Annotated in this window: 17 protein-coding genes; 3 read left to right on the plus strand and 14 right to left on the minus strand. The window is 73.6% G+C overall.

Annotation, left to right across the window (positions count from 1 at the left end; genetic code table 11):
- Positions 1-18 precede the first annotated feature (18 nt).
- A complete protein-coding gene (pulA, locus tag FHS38_RS03125) occupies positions 19-2,670 on the plus strand; it encodes a pullulanase-type alpha-1,6-glucosidase (RefSeq protein WP_373301761.1) in 2,652 nt (883 codons plus the stop codon).
- Positions 2,671-2,692: 22 nt separating this feature from the next.
- Here pulA and FHS38_RS03130 read toward each other — a convergent pair whose 3' ends face one another.
- The 12 genes from FHS38_RS03130 to FHS38_RS03180 form a co-directional block, all read right to left on the minus strand.
- On the minus strand, positions 2,693-3,391 hold the full coding sequence (locus FHS38_RS03130) for a TetR/AcrR family transcriptional regulator (protein WP_184730360.1): 699 nt from the start codon (positions 3,389-3,391) through the stop codon (positions 2,693-2,695).
- Positions 3,392-3,465: 74 nt separating this feature from the next.
- Complete coding sequence (locus FHS38_RS03135) at positions 3,466-5,403, minus strand: hypothetical protein (RefSeq protein WP_184730362.1); 1,938 nt, start codon at positions 5,401-5,403, stop codon at positions 3,466-3,468.
- Positions 5,404-5,478: 75 nt separating this feature from the next.
- Positions 5,479-6,282 carry a tyrosine-protein phosphatase gene (locus FHS38_RS03140; RefSeq protein WP_184730364.1) on the minus strand — a complete coding sequence of 268 codons (804 nt, stop codon included), beginning with the start codon at positions 6,280-6,282 and terminating at the stop codon, positions 5,479-5,481.
- Between the two features lie 29 nt (positions 6,283-6,311).
- Entirely contained in the window at positions 6,312-6,995 is a 684-nt protein-coding gene (locus tag FHS38_RS03145) for a rhomboid-like protein (protein WP_229821865.1), read from the minus strand.
- 79 nt (positions 6,996-7,074) lie between these two features.
- Complete coding sequence (locus FHS38_RS03150) at positions 7,075-10,176, minus strand: alpha-N-acetylglucosaminidase (protein ID WP_184730366.1); 3,102 nt, start codon at positions 10,174-10,176, stop codon at positions 7,075-7,077.
- 218 nt (positions 10,177-10,394) lie between these two features.
- On the minus strand, positions 10,395-11,042 hold the full coding sequence (locus tag FHS38_RS03155; protein ID WP_184730368.1) for a LuxR C-terminal-related transcriptional regulator: 648 nt from the start codon (positions 11,040-11,042) through the stop codon (positions 10,395-10,397).
- Positions 11,043-11,177: 135 nt separating this feature from the next.
- Complete coding sequence (locus tag FHS38_RS03160; RefSeq protein ID WP_184730370.1) at positions 11,178-12,434, minus strand: sensor histidine kinase; 1,257 nt, start codon at positions 12,432-12,434, stop codon at positions 11,178-11,180.
- A 199-nt stretch (positions 12,435-12,633) separates the two neighbouring features.
- Positions 12,634-13,230 carry a winged helix-turn-helix domain-containing protein gene (locus FHS38_RS03165; RefSeq protein WP_184730372.1) on the minus strand — a complete coding sequence of 199 codons (597 nt, stop codon included), beginning with the start codon at positions 13,228-13,230 and terminating at the stop codon, positions 12,634-12,636.
- A gap of 100 nt (positions 13,231-13,330) precedes the next feature.
- A complete protein-coding gene (locus tag FHS38_RS35035; RefSeq protein ID WP_260420551.1) occupies positions 13,331-13,459 on the minus strand; it encodes a hypothetical protein in 129 nt (42 codons plus the stop codon).
- A gap of 115 nt (positions 13,460-13,574) precedes the next feature.
- Positions 13,575-14,579: a DUF6891 domain-containing protein gene (locus FHS38_RS03170; RefSeq protein WP_184730374.1), complete on the minus strand. Its 1,005-nt coding sequence runs from the start codon at positions 14,577-14,579 to the stop codon at positions 13,575-13,577.
- A 139-nt stretch (positions 14,580-14,718) separates the two neighbouring features.
- The gene (gene sph / locus FHS38_RS03175) at positions 14,719-15,702 is read right to left on the minus strand and encodes a sphingomyelin phosphodiesterase (RefSeq protein ID WP_229821864.1); all 984 of its coding nucleotides are present in this window, start codon (positions 15,700-15,702) and stop codon (positions 14,719-14,721) included.
- A 231-nt stretch (positions 15,703-15,933) separates the two neighbouring features.
- Positions 15,934-16,707, minus strand: a complete 774-nt coding sequence (locus tag FHS38_RS03180; protein ID WP_184730378.1) for a polysaccharide deacetylase family protein — start codon at positions 16,705-16,707, stop codon at positions 15,934-15,936.
- A 212-nt stretch (positions 16,708-16,919) separates the two neighbouring features.
- Here FHS38_RS03180 and FHS38_RS03185 point away from each other — a divergent pair, with 212 nt between their 5' ends.
- On the plus strand, positions 16,920-17,441 hold the full coding sequence (locus tag FHS38_RS03185) for a GNAT family N-acetyltransferase (protein WP_184730380.1): 522 nt from the start codon (positions 16,920-16,922) through the stop codon (positions 17,439-17,441).
- 12 nt (positions 17,442-17,453) lie between these two features.
- Here FHS38_RS03185 and FHS38_RS03190 read toward each other — a convergent pair whose 3' ends face one another.
- A complete protein-coding gene (locus FHS38_RS03190; protein WP_184730382.1) occupies positions 17,454-17,822 on the minus strand; it encodes an ArsC/Spx/MgsR family protein in 369 nt (122 codons plus the stop codon).
- 120 nt (positions 17,823-17,942) lie between these two features.
- Between FHS38_RS03190 and FHS38_RS03195 the strand changes: the two genes are divergently transcribed.
- On the plus strand, positions 17,943-18,221 hold the full coding sequence (locus FHS38_RS03195; protein ID WP_184730384.1) for a hypothetical protein: 279 nt from the start codon (positions 17,943-17,945) through the stop codon (positions 18,219-18,221).
- Positions 18,222-18,290: 69 nt separating this feature from the next.
- Here the strand turns inward: FHS38_RS03195 and FHS38_RS03200 are convergent, their stop codons facing one another.
- Entirely contained in the window at positions 18,291-18,911 is a 621-nt protein-coding gene (locus FHS38_RS03200) for a PASTA domain-containing protein (protein WP_184730385.1), read from the minus strand.
- Between the last annotated feature and the right edge of the window lie 108 nt (positions 18,912-19,019).

Consider the following 19,019-nt stretch of genomic DNA (forward strand, 5'->3'; position numbering starts at 1 on the left):
ATTCAGCCCGTCCGGCGATTGAGGACACCGCGCGGAGCGCGGTCCCGCCCTCAGCCGAAGGAGCACCGTTCCATGAGACGACTGGCCACCCTGGCGGCAGCAATCGCCCTCGCCCTACCCCTGGCAGGGACCGGCACCGCCCACGCCGCCGTCCCCACGCCCGCCTCCCAAGGGGCCAAGGTCCATTGGATCGACCAACACACCATCGCCTGGCCCAAAAACCTCGGCACCCCCACCCGCCCCCACCGCCTCACCCACGACCGCGGCAGCTTCGAGCTGACCGCCCGCCCCGGCGGGCTGACCCCGCAGCAACGCACGAAATACCCGCACCTGGCGAACTACGACGCCTTCCGCGTCGACGCCCACGGCCAGGAGCGCACCGCCCTCACCGGCCGGCTCGTCGCCGAGACGGACGGCGTCGCCACCGGCGTGCAGATCCCCGGCGTGCTGGACGACCTCTACGCCGCGGCCGCCGGCAAGGCGAAGCTCGGCCCCCGCTTCCGCGGCGGCCGCCCCACGCTCTCCGTATGGGCACCCACCGCCCGGCGCGTCGCCCTGGAACTCGACGGCCGCACCGTCGCCATGCGGCGGGACGCCGGCAGCGGTGTCTGGAGCGTCACCGGTTCACACGACTGGGCCGCGAAGCCCTACCGCTACGCCGTCACCGTCTGGGCCCCCACCGTGGGGAAGGTCGTCACCAACCACGTCACCGACCCGTACTCCACCGCCCTGACCGCCGACTCCACCCACAGCCTCGTCGTCGACCTCGCCGACCCCGCCCTCGCCCCCGAGGGCTGGTCACGGCTGCGCAAGCCGAAGGCCGTGCCGCTGCGCGACGCGCAGATCCAGGAACTGCACATCCGCGACTTCTCCGCCCAGGACCGCACCTCGGCCCACCCCGGCCGCTACCTCGCCTTCACCGACCGGGCCTCGGCGGGCATGCGGCACCTGCGCTCGCTCGCCGCCGCCGGCACCTCCTACGTCCATCTGCTCCCGGCCTTCGACTTCGGCACCGTCCCCGAGCGGAGCGCGGACCAGGCCACCCCCGACTGCGACCTCGCCGCCCTGCCCGCCGACTCCGAGCGGCAGCAGGAGTGCGTGGGGAGGACGGCGGGCCGCGACGCGTACAACTGGGGCTACGACCCGCTGCACTACACCGTCCCCGAGGGGAGCTACGCCTCCGACCCGGACGGGCCGCGCCGGACCCGTGAATTCCGGCAGATGGTGCAGGGCCTCGCCGGGGCGGGGCTGCGGACCGTCATGGACGTCGTCTACAACCACACCGTGGCCTCCGGGCAGGACGCGAAGTCCGTACTCGACCGGATCGTCCCCGGCTACTACCAGCGCCTCCTCGACGACGGCGCCGTCGCCACCTCCACCTGCTGCGCCAACACGGCGCCCGAGCACGCGATGATGGGCAAGCTCGTCGTCGACTCCGTCGTCACCTGGGCGAAGGAGTACAAGGTCGACGGCTTCCGCTTCGACCTCATGGGCCACCACCCCAAGGCCAACATCCTCGCCGTGCGCAAGGCCCTCGACGCCCTCACCGTCGCCGAGGACGGGGTCGACGGGAAGGCCGTCGTCCTCTACGGCGAAGGCTGGAACTTCGGCGAGGTGGCGAACGACGCCCGCTTCGTCCAGGCCACGCAGAAGAACATGGCGGGCACCGGCATCGCCACCTTCGCCGACCGCTCCCGCGACGCGATCCGCGGCGGCGGCCCCTTCGACGAGGACCCCCGCGTCCAGGGCTTCGCCTCCGGACTGTTCACCGACCCCAACGGCTCGCCCGCGGGCAGCCCCGACGAGCAGCGGGCCCGGCTCCTGCACGCCCAGGACCTCATCAAGGTCGGCCTCACCGGCCATCTCGCCGACTACCGCTTCACCGACTCCACCGGCCGTGACGTCCGCGGCGCCGACGTCGACTACAACGGTTCGCCCGCCGGTTACGCCGCCGCCCCCGGCGACGCCCTCGCCTACGCCGACGCCCACGACAACGAATCCCTCTACGACGCCCTCGCCTACAAACTCCCGCCCGCGACCCCCGCCACCGAGCGGGCCAGGGCACAGGTCCTCGCGATGGCCGCCGCCGCGCTCTCCCAGGGACCGTCCCTCTCCCAGGCCGGTACGGACCTGCTGCGCTCGAAGTCCCTGGACCGCAACTCCTACGACAGCGGCGACTGGTTCAACGCGATCCACTGGGACTGCGCCGACGGCAACGGATTCGGCCGCGGACTGCCGCCCGCCGCCGACAACCGGTCCAAGTGGCCGTACGCCGCGCCGCTGCTCGCCGACCCGGCCCTGCGGCCCGGCTGCGGGCCGATCCGGGCCGCCTCCGCCGCCTACCGGGACCTGCTGCGCATCCGGACGACCGAGCGGGCGTTCCGCCAGGCGACCACCGCCGACGTCCAGCGGACGCTGTCGTTCCCGCTGTCCGGCACCGGTGAGACGCCGGGCGTCGTCACGATGCGGCTGGGGAACCTGGTCGTCGTCCTCAACGCCGCACCGCAGGCGCGGACCCAGCGGATCGAGGCGCTCTCGGGAACGGACTACGCGCTGCACCCCGTCCAGGCGCACGGCTCGGACGCCATCGTCAAGTCCGCCTCGTACGCAGCGGGATCGGGCACCTTCACGGTCCCGGGCCGCACGGTCGCCGTCTTCCGCCGGGGCTGACCGGCGGGAGGCAGGGCGGGGGTCAGGACGGCTGCGGCGCGAGCGCGGCCAGCCGTCCGACCAGGTCTCCGAAGGGCCCGTCGGCGGGCTCGTCCCGCAGCACGCGGCGCAGCACGGCCGCCATGTCCTCGTCGTAGGCTGCGCTCACCGCCGTGAGGGCCGCGAAGTGGTGGACGAGCTGCAACTCCAGCTCCACGCGCGCCACCGGGCAGCCGTCCAGCCAGAGCAGCGCCGTGGTCTCGGCCAGCGATATCCAGGACCGGACGGCCAGCTCCAGGCGCGGCGCCGGGGCGCGTACGCCCAGGTGCCCGATCATCTGCTCGTACGCGGCCCGGCGCACCCCGTCGATCAGGGCGCTCGCCCGGCCGGTGCCCGCCGCCGGGCCGCCGCGCATCAGCGCCGAGAACCCCGGCCCGTGCGTCTCGACGAAGTCGAAGAACCGTCCCATGACGCGCAACAGCCGGGCCCCCAGCGGGCCTTCGCGCGGCTCGTCGAAGAGCGAGGTCAGCTCTTCGGCGGCGCGGCCCAGCGCGGCCTCGTACAGGCTCTGCTTGCCGGGGAAGTAGTGATAGACCAGCGGCCGGGAGATCCCGGCCGCCTCGGCTATCTCGTCGATGGAGACATCGTCGGGGCAGCGCCTGCTGAAGAGGTCGAGCGCCACCGCGATCAGCTGCTCGCGTCGCTGCTCGACGCCCATCCTGCGGCGCACCCCGGTCGTCATGCGGTCATCCTAATGCCGACGCGCAGCGGCCCCACCGGGCGGGAAAGCCCGGTGGGCCGGTCAACAGGGGCCGCTCACCGCAGAGTCGTGAGCTTCTTCCCGGCGGTGGTCAGGGCGCTCAGCTCGGCGTGCGCGCCCGCCCGCGCCGGGACGGCCAGCAGGGCGCCGCGCGCGCTGCCGCGCACCCCGCCCGTCGCGGTGATCGACGCGACGTCGTCGCTGCCCGCCGCCAGCGCGTACCAGGCACCGGCCTTCGACTTCCACAGCACGCCCGCCAGGACGTGCGGATCGCGGGCCCCGCACGCAGCGGAGTCCTCGGCGCGGGCGACGACCGCCCCCGGCGCGCCGGGCCGGGAACCGGGGACCTGGAACTGCGCCTGCACCCTGCTCCCCGCGCCCCGCCACGTCTCGGCCCGGGTGCACAGCCAGGCCGCGCTCCCCGCGCCTCCGGGCAGCGGCTGCGTCGCGAACTGCCAGGCGTTCACCGACCGCACGCCCTGCGAGCGCACGCTCTGCAGGTGGCAGGCGGAGTGCGCCCACCCGGCCAGTGCCTGCGCGCCCGCCACGTCGCGCGGGGAGCCGGGGGCACCGACGGTGAGCCGGGCGGGGACCAGCTCGCCGAGGTCGGTGACCAGCCGGCTGCCGAGCCGCAGCGCCGGCCAGGCGCGGCAGCCGCCCGACGGGGCGGGGCTGGGCGTCGCGTCGGTCACGCCCTCGGCGTCCCGGTGCAGCGGCTGCCCGGCGGCGGCCGGTGCGAGCAGGTCGCGCACGGCCGTGCCGGTCACCCAGGGGGCGGTCAGATAGCGGACGTTGCCGTCGGTGCGGCCCACGACGATCGCGGTGGAGGTGTCGGCGTCCGCCGCGTCCGTGCGCGCGAAGTCCAGCGCGGCGGCACCGGCCTCGCCGCTCTTCGCCTCCGCGTAGCGCACCACGCGCACCCCGTCGTGGAGCAGCACGACGGCCGCCGCGTCGACCTCGCCCGCGAACAGCAGCTGGGGCGGCCCGGAGGCGGGTCCGACGGGGGTGCCGGGCGTCGCGGTGACCCGCACCGCGCGGCCCGGCCGGGCCCAGGCGGCGAGCGCCCGGCGCAGCAGCTCCCGGTCGCCCGTGCGGTCGCCGCGGGCGGGCCAGGTGGCGAAGCCGGGGCGGTCCGCGCTCTTCCACGCCGAGGAGGTGGCCTGGGTCAACTTGGCCGGGTCGAGGGCCGCTTCGGCCGCCGCGTTCTGCGCGTACGGGGGCGCGGCGGCGCCGTCCCGGCCCCAGCCGTCACCGGGCAGACCCAGGAGCGTGGCGCACACCACGGCCGCGGCGGCGGCCGTGAGCGCGGCCCGGGTGTGCTGGCGGCGGCGCATCAGATCCGTCGGCCGGGCCTGGAGGGAGCACGGGTCGAACTCCACCGACTCCAGCAGCGGGGTGTCGCGGCTGCCCGCCGGGGTGCGGACGCCGTCCGCCTCGGCCAGTGCCGCGCCCGGGTCCTCGACCCCGGCCGCCGACAGCACCCGGCGCACGTCCCGGTCGTCCGACAGCTCCAGCCCGCGCAGGACGTACGCGGCCCGGCCGGGCCCGGACAGCGAGGAGAGCGCCTGGTCCAGGGCGAGTTCGTCGGCGCCGCCGGAGCGGGGGAACAGCCGCAGCCCCCACACGCGCGGCAGCAGCGGCGGGAGCTGGCCCGGCCGCGGCGGCTGCCAGCGGCCGCGCGGCCGCCCCGCGTCCAGCGCGGCCCGCAGCACCCGCTGGCGGACGTAGGTGTAGCCCGGCTCGCTCGGCACGCCGTCGGTGCCGCGCGGCGCCGGCACGGTCAGCTCCGCACCGCCCACCCGGTTGCGCGGCAGCGCCCGCTGGACGAGGGCGTGCGCGGTCAGCACACGGCGGTTGCGGCCCAGCGCGGGCGGCAGCACGAGATAGCCGAGCCGCACCAGGCGCGGGTAGTGCTCGATGAGCGCGGCCTCGGCCTGCTCGACGTCGACGGGGGCGATGGACCGGGGGCGGGGGGCTGTCGCTTGCTGCTCCACGATCCATAGAACGAGTGAATGGTGGGATGGTCACCTCACCCGTGCCGGGGACCGGCTCAGGCGCTCGGGGCGGCCTCAGGCGACGTAGCGGGCGCGGATCCGGTCGACGGCGTCGTCGGGGACGCCGAGCCCGTCACGGACGTACGTCTCCACATCGCCGTACGTCCGGTCCATCTCCTCCAGCGCCGCCGCGAGATAGGCGGGGCGCACGCCGAGGATCGCGTCGGCGATCCGGGGGTCGCCGCCCGCAGAGGTGAACCGCTCGATGACCGGCGCGAAGGCCGCGCGCACGGCCGGGTTGACGTCGAGGTACTCGCGCTCGGCCGTCGCCTCGTCCGCGCCGAGCAGCAGCAGGATCACGGTGGCCGCCCAGCCGGTGCGGTCCTTGCCGGCCGTGCAGTGGAAGAGGAGCGGGCCGCAGTCCGGCTCGGCGAGCGCGGACAGCAGCAGCCGGTAGGCGTCACAGGCGGGCTGGGAGGACACGAAGGCGCGGTAGGAGTCGCAGAGCAGCTTCTCCGCCTTGCCGCCGCCGAGGTGCTCCTCCGCGAGGGCGGGGCTGCCGAGCACCGACTCGATCCGGGCGGGCACCTGATCGCCCTGGACGGCGGCGGGCACCGCGCCCGCCAGCACGTCCGCGACGATCAGCCGGGCGCCGTCCGGCACGCGGTCGGGCCGCTCGCGCCGCTCGTGCTCGGTGCGCAGGTCCACGACCGTGTGGATGCCGAGGGCGGCGACGGCGGGGTCGGTCATCGGGTCGATCCGGTCCAGCTGTCCGGACCGGAGCAGCAGACCGGGGCGGACGGCGGAGTTTCCGGCGAGCGCGATGCCACCGAGGTCGCGGAGGTTGACGATGGTCGAGATATCGAACTGGTGTGGCATGCGCGCATCTCCTTATCGGATATCTACCGTTATTGTGACGAACGGTGGCCGAGTGCGCGACGCCGCCCCGGCCCGAAGCCGACGCCCAGCGTCAGCGCGAGGAGATGCCCCAGGTCGGTGAAGCCGGGGCGATGAGCGCCGCCGCGCAGCAGGGGGCGCGCGCCGAGCGCGAACAACGCGGCGTACGCGCCCGTACGGACCGGCCCGCGCGGCAGGGTCGTGGCGAGGGCGCCCGTCACGGCGTTGAAGCCGTAGCTGGTGCCGACGTCGATCGCGGACCGCGTGCGCGCCCCCGCCCGCGCGGCGCGCAGCACCCCGTAGACCAGGAGGGTCGCGCCCACGTGCCCGTACGTGAAGGCCCCCGCCGCCCACCAGGCGCCGTGCGCGTACTCGGCGTAGCCGAGGACGGCCAGCAGGAGCAGGGCGTACGGCAGCTCCATCGGCTGCTCGACGACCAGGGCGCTGGTGGCGAGGGTGTGCCAGCGGCGGCCCCGCAGGTTGTCCACGTTCGTCGAGCAGTGCCGCAGCACCCGCTCCCGCACGGCGGGCGCGAGCAGCCGCCCCACGGCGTACGCGCCGAGCTGCACGCCTGCCACGTACGCGGGCGCGAGGCGCGGCAGCCGGAGGACGGGCGGCCGCGCCCATCGGGGGGAAGGGCCGGGGACACCACGGGCGCCGGAGGAACCGGACGGACCGGAAAACAGAGGGGCCATCCGGCCATGATCGGCGGTGGCCGCCCCGGGCATCAGGGCCGGGGGCCGGATCCCCGGCGCGGCTTCCCCGCCCCGGCCGCTAGCCCAGCCGCCAGCCGCTGAAGTACGCCGTCCCCCGCTCACCGCTGCCGTCGTTGCCGGCCGTCATGAACAGGCCCACGTCCAGGTCCCGGGCCGCGCCCGGGACGGTGACGGACGCGACCGTCCGCCAGGTCGCGCCGTCGTCCGTGGAGCACTCCGCGGTGAAGCCGCCCGTGGTCGTACGGGTGAGACGGAGGTGGACGGGGGCCTTGAGGCCGGTGATGCGGCGGTAGCCGTCGAAGGTGCCGTCGCCGTTGGTGTCGTAGGACAGCACGACGCCCTCCGCCGGGGTGACGGCGAGGTTGACCGCCCCCGGGGAGCGGCCCGCCAGGGTGTTGCGCACGATGATGCCCGTACGCGCCCAGCCGCCCGTGTCGCTCTGCTCGTCGACCCGGACCGTCGCCGACCCGCCCACCGCCAGCGCGCCCGGCCGGTAGACGACGCCGAAGGCCTCCGTGCCCTTCCACAGGTCGTCGCCCGAGCCGTCGACGGCGAAGCGGTCGTCCCCCAACTGCCCGAAGACGGCCGCGTTGTTGGTGGACGTCCGCCATCCGGCGGCGAGCGGGCCCGCCACGAACAGCGTGCCGGTCAGGGCGGTCCGGATCCGGTCCCGCCCCTGCGGCCCGTAGCGCGCGCTCGCCTCGTACGGCAGGGCGAGCAGCGGGCGCGCCGGCGGCCCGGCGGGTGCGGTGACGCTCCAGCGGGCCGTGCCCGTGGCGCCCGGCGCGAGGCGGTCCAGCGACGTGGGGCCCTGCGGACGGGCCTGGAGGCCCGAGACGGCGAGGTCGACGCGGCCGGTGGCCCGCAGACCGTTCACGTTGGTGAGGGCGACGGTCAGCGTCGCGACCCCACCGGGCGGCACGGCGGCGGGGACGGGCGTCGTCGTCAGCGTCCCCTGGTAGGGGGCGACGGCCAGGGTGTCCCGGACCCGCAGCGCGGTGCGGTACGGATCGGCCACCGGACGCACGGGGTACTCCTTGCGCTCCCGCGTCCACGGCTCCTCCACCGCGAACCAGTCCACGGCCCGCGGCGCCCGGCCCTCCCGCAACGCGTCCTCCAGCTCCTCCAGCCACCGCCGCCAGCGCGGCAGGTAGAAGTCGCCCATCAGACCGTGCCAGTCGCGGTTCGCGTACTCGTGCAGCTTTCCGCCGTCGGACGTGGCCCGGCCGCCCCACACCGTGATCAGCACCCGCGCCGTCCGCTCCAGCTCCGCCGCCTCCGCCGCGCCCGACCCCATCGCCCGGGCCGCCGCCGTCCACGGCCCGAGCAGGAAGTCCCGGTGGGTGCCCGCGATGTCGTCGGCCAGCGGCATCAGCCGCAGCCACAGCGCGGACAGCGCGCGGAAGGCGGGCAGGTCCTTGCGGGCGTAGGCGTTCCGCAACTGCGGGAGGAGCTGCCGGCTGCGGTGCGCCAGGGCCTGCCGGGCGACGTCGACCAGGTCGTAGCGGTACGCGTCGCCGGTGCGCAGCCCGGCGGCGACGCCCAGCAGCCCGGTCAGCGCGGCGTCGAAGCGCGACGGGTCGTAGGACAGGGCGCTCGGTGCGTACTCGCCGGCCCGGTTGGCGCCGAGGTCCGGGCGGGCGGCGAAGAGGCTGTCGTGGGGGTCGCTGCGCTCGGGCGCGCTCTGCCGGTAGGCGGTCTCGCCCAGCACGGCCCAGGCGTCCCGCGCGCCGCGGTCCGCCCGCCCGTAACGGGCGTCGGCGTACGCGCCGAACCACCGCTGCCGGTCCGGGGCCCTCTCCTGCCAGGCCAGGTCGGCGAAGTACGCGAAGGCGGCCGGGTCGCGGTCGGCGGCCTCCGGCATGTACGCCGTGCCGGCCAGGGCGCTGCCGGGCTTGTCGCGCCACGCGAAGAACTTCTCGTCCCAGATGTGCGTCCGGGCGCCGAGCGTCGTCCGCCCGCCGAAGTTCGGGATCGAGCCGAAGGCGTACGGGGTGCCGCCCCAGTCCTTCTCCCGGTCGGTGACGGACCGGTAGCGGTCGGAGGCACCGTCGACGATGAGCATCCTGCTCCGGTCGACCGCGCCCAGCAGCGCGGGGAGCGGGTTGTCCTGCCAGCCGAGGATCACCCACGTCGCGTCCGGGTGCGCGGTGCGCAGCGCCTTCTCGACGCTCCGCGCGGCGTCCGCGACGGGCACGCCGCCCGCCGTGCCGCCCTCGTGCAGCAGATCCATCTTGAAGTGCGCAGCCCGGCCGAGGAGTTCTGCCTGGTGGCGGTAGAACGACGCGGCGACCGCGGCGAAGGGCGCGGTGCGCGGGTCGAGCCAGTCCGGGCGCTGGAAGCCGTGCCAGATGCCCTGCGGGACGACCCGGGCCCCCGGGTTCCGCTCGGTGAAGCCGTCGGGGACGTGCCCGTAATAGCCGGGGAAGACGGGCGCCATGCCCAGCTCGCGCAGCCGGTCGGCGATCCGCCGCCCCAGCGCGGCGCGCCGGGCGAGGAGCGCGGGGCTCGGCGGGCCGCCGAAGCCGCTGAGGTTCTGCAACAGCCACCACGGCTGGTGCGAGGGCGCGGGCAGCCACGCCCGGGCCTCGGCGTCGCTGTACCCGAAGTCCATGAGGACCCGGTGGTAGACCGCCTCGTGCCCGGCGATCACCAGCACCTCGTTGCAGCCGTGCAGGGCGAGGACGTCGATCATCCGCTCCCAGTACGGCCAGTCCGCGTACGGGAAGGTGTAGCCGTCGTTGGTGTCGTTGAGCGCGAAGCGGTGCCGCAGGCGCGTCGAGCGCGCCAGCGGCCGGGCCGGGGCGGGCAGGGTGCGCGGCAGCGCGGGCCGTCTCGCACGCCAGCCGAGATGGACCCGGCAGGTGTCCCTCAGATAGTGGTGCACCCCGGTCAGCAGCACCCCCGCGCTGGTGCCCGCCACCTCGATCCGCCCCGCCTCGCCGGTGACCTCGAACCGCTCCTCGCCGCCGGTCAGCGCGCGCAGCCGGAACTGTTCCGCGTGGTCCCCGAGCAGCCGCCGCAGCGCGGCCCGCGCCGGGGCGATCTCGAACGGCCTCGCCGCACCCTCGGCCCTCGCGGGGGTGAGGGAGGCGACGGCGGCTCCCGCGCCGATCGCTCCGGCGGTACCCAGTAACAGGCGTCTCGACAGATCGGTCATGGCGCTCCCCAGTGTGCGAATGCAACAACGGACGCATGCGCAGCGCACGGTAACTGCCGTTACGGGGCACAGCAATGGGGCGTGCCATGGCCTTATGCCGTGTCGTCAGCACCGCCGCTGCGCGGCGGCCTCAAGCGCCGGACGGGCTTGCTGTGGCTGGGCTCAGCCGACTTCAGCCTGCTGGGGGAGTCTGAGGACGCGCCCGCAGGGACACAAGGTCAGCCCCGGTCGAGGTACGCCAGTACAGCCAGCACCCGGCGGTTGTCGTCGTCGGACGGCGGCAGCGCCAGCTTGGCGAAGATGTTGGAGGTGTGCTTGGCGACGGCCCGCTCGGTGACGAGGAGCCGCGTCGCGATCGCCGCGTTGGACCGCCCCTGCGCCACCAGCTCCATCACCTCACGCTCGCGCGGGGTCAGCTGCCCCAGCGGCTCGTCCCGCGAGCGCCGCGTCAGCAACTGCGAGATGACCTGCGGATCCATCGCCGTACCGCCCGCCGCCACCCGCCGTACGGCGTCGACGAACTGGTCCGCGTCGAAGACCCGGTCCTTCAGCAGATACCCGATCCCGCCACTGCCGTCGGCCAGCAGCTCCCGCGCGTACAACTGCTCCACGTGCTGCGACAGCACCAGCACCGGCAGCCCCGGCGTCTCCCGCCGCGCGGCCAGCGCGCACTGCAGCCCCTCGTCGGTGAACGACGGCGGCAGCCGCACGTCCACGACCGCCACATCGGGCTTCGACTCGGCCAGCGCCCGGGCGAGACCGGGCCCGCTGTCCACCGCCGCGACGATCTCGAAGCCGTACGCCTCCAGCATCCGGACCAGGCCGTCCCGCAGCAGGAACAGGTCTTCGGCGATGACGACGCGCACGGAAACTCCATGATCGGCTAGAGCGACGCCCCTCCTCCGCGGCAGGAGAGCCGGGGCCGGGCCCCCATCGTCGCCGATGCCGCTCGCGCACGGCACTTCGGCCCCGAAGGCGCCCGCGCCCTCACCCCGGACACGTCACCGCAGGGCGCAGGGGATCTCGATCGTGACCATGGTGGGCCCGCCGGCCGGGCTGCTGACGGCCAGGACGCCGTCGAAGGCACCCAGCCGGCGCTCGATGCCGAGCAGGCCCGTACCGCCGGCGATGCTCGCGCCGCCGCGGCCGTTGTCGGTGACGGCGATGCGCAGTGCCCCCTCGGCGTGGTGCGCGTCGATCCACACCCGTTCCGCGCCCGAGTGCTTGCTCGCGTTCGTGAGCACCTCGCTGACCGCGAAGTACGCGGCCGACTCCACCGGTTCCGCCGCGCGGCCCGGCAGCTCGACGTCGACCTCCACGGTCAGCGGCATGCGCAGCGCCAGGGCCCGTACCGCGTCGGCGAGACCGCGCTCGGCGAGGACCGGCGGGTGGATGCCGCGGACGAGGTCGCGCAGTTCGGTGAGGGCCTCGGCGGAGTCGGCGCGGGCGGCGGCCAACAGCCGCTTCGCCTGGGCCGGGTCCTTCTCGACCAGCGCCTCGATCGTGCCGAGGCTCATACCCATCGCCACGAGCCGGGCCTGCGCGCCGTCGTGCAGATCCCGCTCGATGCGGCGCAGCGCGGCGGCCGAGTCGTCCACCGCGTCGTGCCGGGACTCGGTGAGGTGATCGACGCGCAGGGCGAGTTCCCGCTCGCGGCTGGGGCGCAGCAGCGGCTCGGCGAGGAGGAAGTGCGCGCGCAGCAGAGCCGGGCCCGTGAACAGGCCGACGGCCCCCAGCGCCAGCCCCGTCGCCGCCGCCAGGAAGGCGGTGCCCTGGCCGGTGACGGGAACGAAGAGGAACCAGAAGGTGCCCTCGGCCCGGACGAGCGGCTGCCACACCCCGCAGGCCAGCACCACACCCCACGGCGCGTACACGAGCATCGCGGCCGGAAGCAGCGCGAGAACCGCGCCGATCGTCATGTCCATCAGCAGCCACTGCACATCGCGCCAGGTCGCCTTGTCCTTCAGCAGCGCCGAGCACAGCTCGACCTGCCCGACCACCCCGCCGCGCCGCGCGGCGGGCCGCCGGTACGGCGTGGGAATGCGCACCCCCGCCCACTCGGCGGCCTGGACGCGGCGCAGACCGGCGAACGCCCGTACCGCGCCGAGCACGACCGGGGTGGTCAGGACGCCGATCCCCAGCAGGATGAAGCCGATCGACACCACCGTCAGCGTGAACAGCACGACCGACCCGACGATGCCGAAGACCGCGAGCCACAGCCCCCGGGCACCGGCCAGCAGCGCATCGCGGACCCTCATCTGCCGTCTCCCCGCATCCGTCCCCGGGGCCCGGCCGTCGCGCCCCGCATCAGTCTGCGCTGCGCGGGCACCTCCGGTCACTGGTGCCACCCGCCGGGTCCGTGGTGTAGCCAGCACCACCCCCTGACCTCGTCCCGTGCCCCGGAACCCGGAGGTTTCGACGGGCGGTCCGGCGACCCGGCGAGCAGCCGACGGGGCGTCAGTATCCGAGCGGAGGCGCGTACTTGTAGCCCACGCGGCGGACGGTCACGATCGACGCGCGGTGCTCCGCCCCCATCTTGCGGCGGAGCCGGGCGACGTGGACGTCGACCGTACGGCCGTCGCCCACGTGACCGTAGCCCCAGACGTTGGTCACCAGCTGGTCGCGGGTGTGCACCCGGTGCGGGTGCGCGACGAGGTGGGCCAGCAGCTCGAACTCGAGGTAGGTGAGGTCCAGCAGCCGGTCCGCGACCCGGGCCGTCCGCTGCTCGGGGTCGATGCGCACCAGCGCGTCCCCGTGCGTGGCGGCCGCGGGGGCCTCGGGCGCCGGCTGCTCGGCCGGTACGAGCACCAGGTAGCCGACCATCGGCGGCTGGCCCGGCAGGCTCGGCACCGTGTGCGGCGGGGCGGGCAGCCAGGTCGCCCCGGAGTGCAGCAGCTCGGCGACCGGCGGCACCTCGTCCGGGGCGACGGCCCGCAGTCGATGGCGGTGCGCGGCACCGACGGCGGTGGGGACGCCGGTGGGATCGACGGCCGAGGAGCCGACGGTCGCCGAGGTGATGGAGGGGGACGCGGTCAGGGTACGGAGGTTCGTCATGGAGCTCAGCTCTTTCGCGCGAGAGACCGTCGAGGGGTCGTGCTGGTGCGCGGGGCCGTTGGCCGGAACTGATGACCGGCGGCTGACTTCGACGTGAGGGTCAGCGGGAGGAGTGGGCCTGCGCGAACGTCGCGCGGCAACACACTCGGTCGAAGTCGTGGTGCTGACGGGAAGGCCAGAAGGGCTCGAGGTCGCTGCGACCCGTCGCGGTGTTCTGATAGCTGGCCATGCCCCCTATTGAAACATGACCTGCGACGGGGCAGCAGAGCCCTCCGGCACTTGATACGGAACCTTGGTGTTCGCCGGACGGCCGTCGGCCGTCCGGCAAAAGCGGAACGTACCGCTCAGTAGGTCGGCAGCCGCTTGCGCCAGTCCAGCGGGTCGACCTCTATCGCCTGGCCCGGGTCGCCGTCCCAGACCACGCCCAGCCCCGCCTCGACGAGCGCGGCCGCGACCTCGCGGCCGATCGAGGCGGTGTCGCCCTTGCCGCCGGAGCCGTCGCCCTCGCCCGTACCGTGGTGGACGCCGTACCGCAGGCACAAGGCACCGCCCTCGACGGCCCGTTCGGTGTCCTGGTAGTGGAAGAAGACGAACCCGCGGTCACCCTCGGCCGCCTCGGCACCGATCTCCGCCAGGCCGCAGTTCCCGCAGCAGGTGAAGTTCATCCGGGCGGTGATGCCCCGCTCCGCCAGCGCGTCGAAGGCGGTCCCGACCCGGTCGGGGTCCGTCACCTCGGGCCACGTCGCCTGCTCGGCCAGCCGCTCGCGCCACAGCGGACCCACGATCCCGCGCGCGGCCGCCACGGACACCGGGGTGCCACCGTCCTCGTAGAAGTAGTCGGACACCGCCTCCGCGATCTCGCCCGGCAGCTCGAACCCGCCCCGGACCAGCACCCCGGCGTGCTCCTCGGCCTCTTCCCGCAGCTCGGGGTCGAGGGCGTCCGCCGCCCGGGCGTCGGCCTCGTCGTCGAACCCTTCCGTGGCGTCGATGTCCGGAGCGTCCTCCCCGTCCTCCACCTCGGAGGAGAAGTCCACCTGCTTCCAGTCGTGCCCGTCGGCCCAACCGTCCGTCTCCAGGGCCCAGCCCACGAACACCGCCACGACGGCCTCCGCGTCGGCCAGCCGCGCCGCGAAGTGCCGCTCCTGCGAGCCGTCGCGGTACTCCACCTCGTAGGCGCCACCGCGCTCGTGCCAGGTCTGGATGTAGTAATCGGCGTCGCCGGACGTCCGCTCGACCACCGCGAACCGGTCGTCCTTCCCGCCCAGTCGGCCGATCACGGTGGCCAGTTCCTCGGCGGTGATCCCCGAAAGGACTTCGCCGGGCTCGGTGTTCACGGTGATGGGCAGCATGGGTCCCCCTCGCTTTGAGGGCCGCTCATGATCAGCAACCCACGTAGGAGCATCCTGACATCCCCCACTGACAGTTCCGGCCACGAGGCCCCGGCCCGTTCGCACGGGCCGGGGCGGCGGGCGGAGCGGGGGCGGAGGGTCAGCTGGCGCCGCCGACGACCGGGTAGTGGTCGCTGAGGTTCGTGTACGTGTACTCCTTGCCCCAGCTGGAGACGGTCCACGGCGCGGACGACTCCTTGACCACGTCGTTCCGCCACGTCGCGGGGCGCGCGTGGCCGTTGCGGTGGAGGACGTAGTCGAGGTCCTCGCGCCCGTCCGTCGGGTAGCGGTAGGCGGCGATCGAGTTCTCCTTCGTGTCGAAGGAGTACGGGTGGCCCGTGCGCGTGGTCGCGGGCGCGAAGTCGCCGTCGGCGAGCATCGACCGGTACTCGGCGCTGTGCGAGTCCACGTTCAAGTCGCCCGCGACCATGACCTGTTCGCCGGCGGGAATGTTCTTCGCGTCCAGGAACGCGTCGATCTGCCGGAACTGCTTCGCGCGGTCGGCGGCCGCCTCGCCCGCCCCGCAGCCGCCGTCCGTCGACTGCGCGTGCGTGCCGACCAGGTGGACCTTCGTGCCGTTCACGTTCAGAACCACGTACGCGAAGCCCTTGTTGGACCACCAGTCCGCGCCGCAGGCGTCGCTGAAGACGACCTGCTCCTTGCGGACGATCGGCCACTTGCTGAGCACGGTGACCCCGCCGTCCTCCGGCGTGGTGGTGGAGTAGTTGCCGCCGGTGGCGTCCCAGCCGCTCTTGCTCCGCCCGACGACCGGGGTCTGGTACGGGTACTGGCCGGCCGCGTCGGCCTTGAGCGCGTCCGAGGCGCCGTTGTCGAAGGCCTCCTGGAGCACCACGACGTCGTTGCCCTTGAAGAAGCCGGCGGCGGGTATCGCCTTGGCCCGGTGGTCCTGGCCCCAGTTCGGGTAGAGGCTCTTGTCGAACAGGAAGGTGTTGTAGGTGAGCACCTTCAGCTCCGGCACCGCGGCGGCCGCCGGAGCGGCCGCCTGGGCCGTCTGCGGCAAGGCCACGACGAGCGCGGCCGAGGCGAGCGCGGCGGCGAGTGCGGAGGACTTCGTGAACGGCACTGCGTCTCCCTGTGGGGTGGGGGCCCTGGGTGGGGTGAGATGCGGAGGGGCGGGATGTTCGAGCCGTCGACATCCCATCAGCCGCACTTACTTCCAGGTAACCCCCAGGTGATCAATTCACCTATGGAAGCCGTCGAATTCCCTTCGGCGTCACATCGCTCACCATTTCCCCACACCCGCCCCGCTGTTACGCCGTGCCGCTATGCCTGGTGCCGCTATGCCTTGGGGCCGCTATGCCTTGGGAAAGCTGAACCCGTATCCCTCCTGCGTGAACCAGGGCAGCAACTGCTCCAGGGCCGCCATGGACTGCGAACGGTCCCCGCCCCCGTCGTGGAGCAGCACGGTGGGCCCGCTGGGCAGCTGCTCCTTCACGGACCGGACGATGTTCTCGGTGCCGGGCCGTTTGTAGTCGCTGGGGTCGACGTTCCAGCCCAGACTCCGCATGCCGTACGCCGCGGCTATCTGTCGGCTCGCGGGTGTGAACGCGCCGCCGGGGGCACGGTAGTACCAGACCCTCTCGTTCCCGGAGGCCTCGTCGATCATCCGCTTCGCGTCGAGGATCTCCTTCGACTGGTACTCGACGGACTTCTTGTCCATGGCGACGTCGTGGCTGACGGAGTGGTCGCAGAGCCGGTGCCCCGCCGCGACGATCTTCTTGATCAGGTCCGGGTGTGCCTTGGCGTTCGGACCGGTGACGCAGAACGTGGCCTTCACGTCGTGCTTCGCGAGCAGCTCCAGCGCCTTCGGCGTCCACCTCGGGTCGGGCCCGTCGTCGATGGTGATGTTGACGACCTTGCCGCTGTCCTCGGCCTCCCGGACGAGGTCCATGTTCACCTTCGGCGCGGGAAGCGACGGGTCGGGCGTGGAGGTCTGGCCGGGCTCGGGGGTCCGCAGCGGTGCGGGACCGGAAGGACGACGGCTCTCGGCGGCACCCGCCGCGGTATGGACGGAGAGGGCGACCACGCTCGTCAGCGCGGCCGTGACCACCGACACGGACGCGATCATGCCGGCACGCTTCATTCGTACCCCCCGGATTTTGTTGTTTTCCTTTTCCGTCATGTGGCTGCCCAATCCGTGCATCTCGTACGCCTCTTGCCCCATCGAGACAAACACGGGAAAGGAGCGGAAATGGGGGTAGTCATCATTCCGTCACGGAACGGGTACCGGGGCATCATCAATCGGGCAACGGCCCGTTTCGGAAGGGCTACGGTGTCCTGATGGTGCGCGTGCGAGAGATGACCGAAGCGGATATAGAAGCCGTCTCCGGGATCCGGGTGACGGGATGGCAGACGGCGTACGCGGGCGTGGTCCCGCAGCCTTACCTGGACGCGATGACGGTCGAGGACGACGCCCGGCGGCGCAGGACGTGGTTCACGCCCTCGCGCGGGCAGGCACTGGACCTGGTGGCCGTCGACGACCGTGCGGTAGCCGTGGGTTGGGCCAGCCTGGGGCCGTACCGGGAGGAGGCGGGGGCGGCGGGGGAGTCGTACGGGGAGTTGTACGCCCTCTACGTCCGCCCGGACCGGATCGGCACGGGAGTGGGCCGGCTCCTGCTCCAGGAGGTGCACCGGCACGCGGCGGCCCTCCGGTTCGACAGCCTGCTGCTGTGGGTGCTCACGGACAACCCCCGCGCCCGCCGCTTCTACGAAACGGCGGGCTACACGGCCGACGGGGCGGTGCAGAGCGATCTGTACGACGAGGTGGAACTCACCGAGGTGCGCTACAGAAGGGCCCTGTGACCCCTCAAGGCCTCAACGGGACGTCCGGTTCAACGCGTCCCGTACGGCCTCCTCGGTGCGCGCCACCACGGCCGAGCCGTCGTCCGCGGTGATGATCGGCCGCTGGATCAGCTTCGGGTGCCGGGCGAGCGCCGAGATCCACCGCGCCCGCTCGTCCGCCTCGCGCGGCCAGTCCCCCAGACCGAGCTCCTTCGCCTCGGCCTCCTGCGTCCGCGTGATGTCCCAGGGCTCGAGCCCGAGCCGGTCGAGGACTGCGCCGATCTCGTCCTCGTCGGGCACGTCGTCGAGGTAGCGGCGGACGGTGTAGCCGGCCCCCTCGGCGTCGAGCAGCTTGATCGCGCTGCGGCACTTCGAACAGGCGGGATTGATCCAGATCTCCATGTCGGCCACCGTACCGCGAGGACCGTGAAATGCCGTCTGAGCTGGGGCGATTGTCAGTGCCCGGCAGTAAAATGGGGGGTGTTGAGAGAGGGCGCACACGCCCCTGTCGGGAGGAAGCCGATGCCCATAGCCACACCTCTTCCGAACCTGCCCAGTGTCCCCACCCTGCCCAAGAAGCGCCTGCCCGCCGGGCACCCGCGCGCCTGGTACGAGTCGCACAACCGCCGGCTGAAGGCGATGCGCCTCGCCATCGCGCTGCTCCACTCCGGCGTGTACCGCCCCGAGCAGGCGGACAACCGCAGGATCCGCAGGGTCGCCACCAAGATCGGAGTGCACTCGCCCTCCAACACGACCTGCCGCATGGTGCGCTCGCTCATTCCGCGCGAGGAAGGCCGCTGATCGCAGGGGTTCGCTGTTCGTCGCTCGGCCCTTGCCTGCCGGAGGGGCAAGGGCCGAGCCGGGTGTCGATCAGGGACAACCCTCGCTGAACTTCACCGCTTCGAGCCGTACGGGCCGCCCGTCCAGCTTCGCGCCCGCTGCGGGGTCCTGGGCGCAGACCTGCCAGTTGGACTCGACCAGGACCATACGGCCGCTGCCGGAGGCGTCCTTCACCGTGAGGCTCGTCGACCTGTCGAGGGCTTCCCGCGCGACCTTCACGGACTTCCCCGTGAACGCGGGCATTGTGCCGCCGGCCTTGGTGGGTCCGCGCTCACCCGAGTCGCCCTTCGCCGGGCAGTCCTCGGTGAGCTTCACCGCGCCGAAGTCCACCCTGGTGTTCGTCGGCCGGGTGCCGGGCGTGGGGGTCTGCGAGCAGACCTTCCAGTTCCGGTCGAAGGCCTGCGTACGGCCACGGCCGAGCGCGTCGTGCGAGGCGAGGCGACGGAAGCCCGCGGCCTGCGCCTGGTCCTGCGCGGACTGGAGCCCCTTGCCCACGAGGTCCGGGAGGACAGCAGTGTCGCTGCCGCTGCCGTCTTTGCCACGGCCGTCTTTGACCTGCGTGGGCTTGGCGCCGGTGTCGGCGCCCTCGCAGGCGGTCAGCGTGAGCAGGGCTGCCGTGGCGAGGAGGGTGAGGACTGAGCGAGTACGCATGATGCCTCATCATGCGCGACCGGGGGACGGTACGGGGGGAAATGGCGAAGGTGTCCCCGGGGCCCACGATCCGGGGTGAATAACCCTTCACTACCCTCGGGCGGCCGT

It is taken from the genome of Streptomyces netropsis, assembly GCF_014203545.1.
GTDB classification, from domain to species: Bacteria; Actinomycetota; Actinomycetes; order Streptomycetales; family Streptomycetaceae; genus Streptomyces; species Streptomyces netropsis.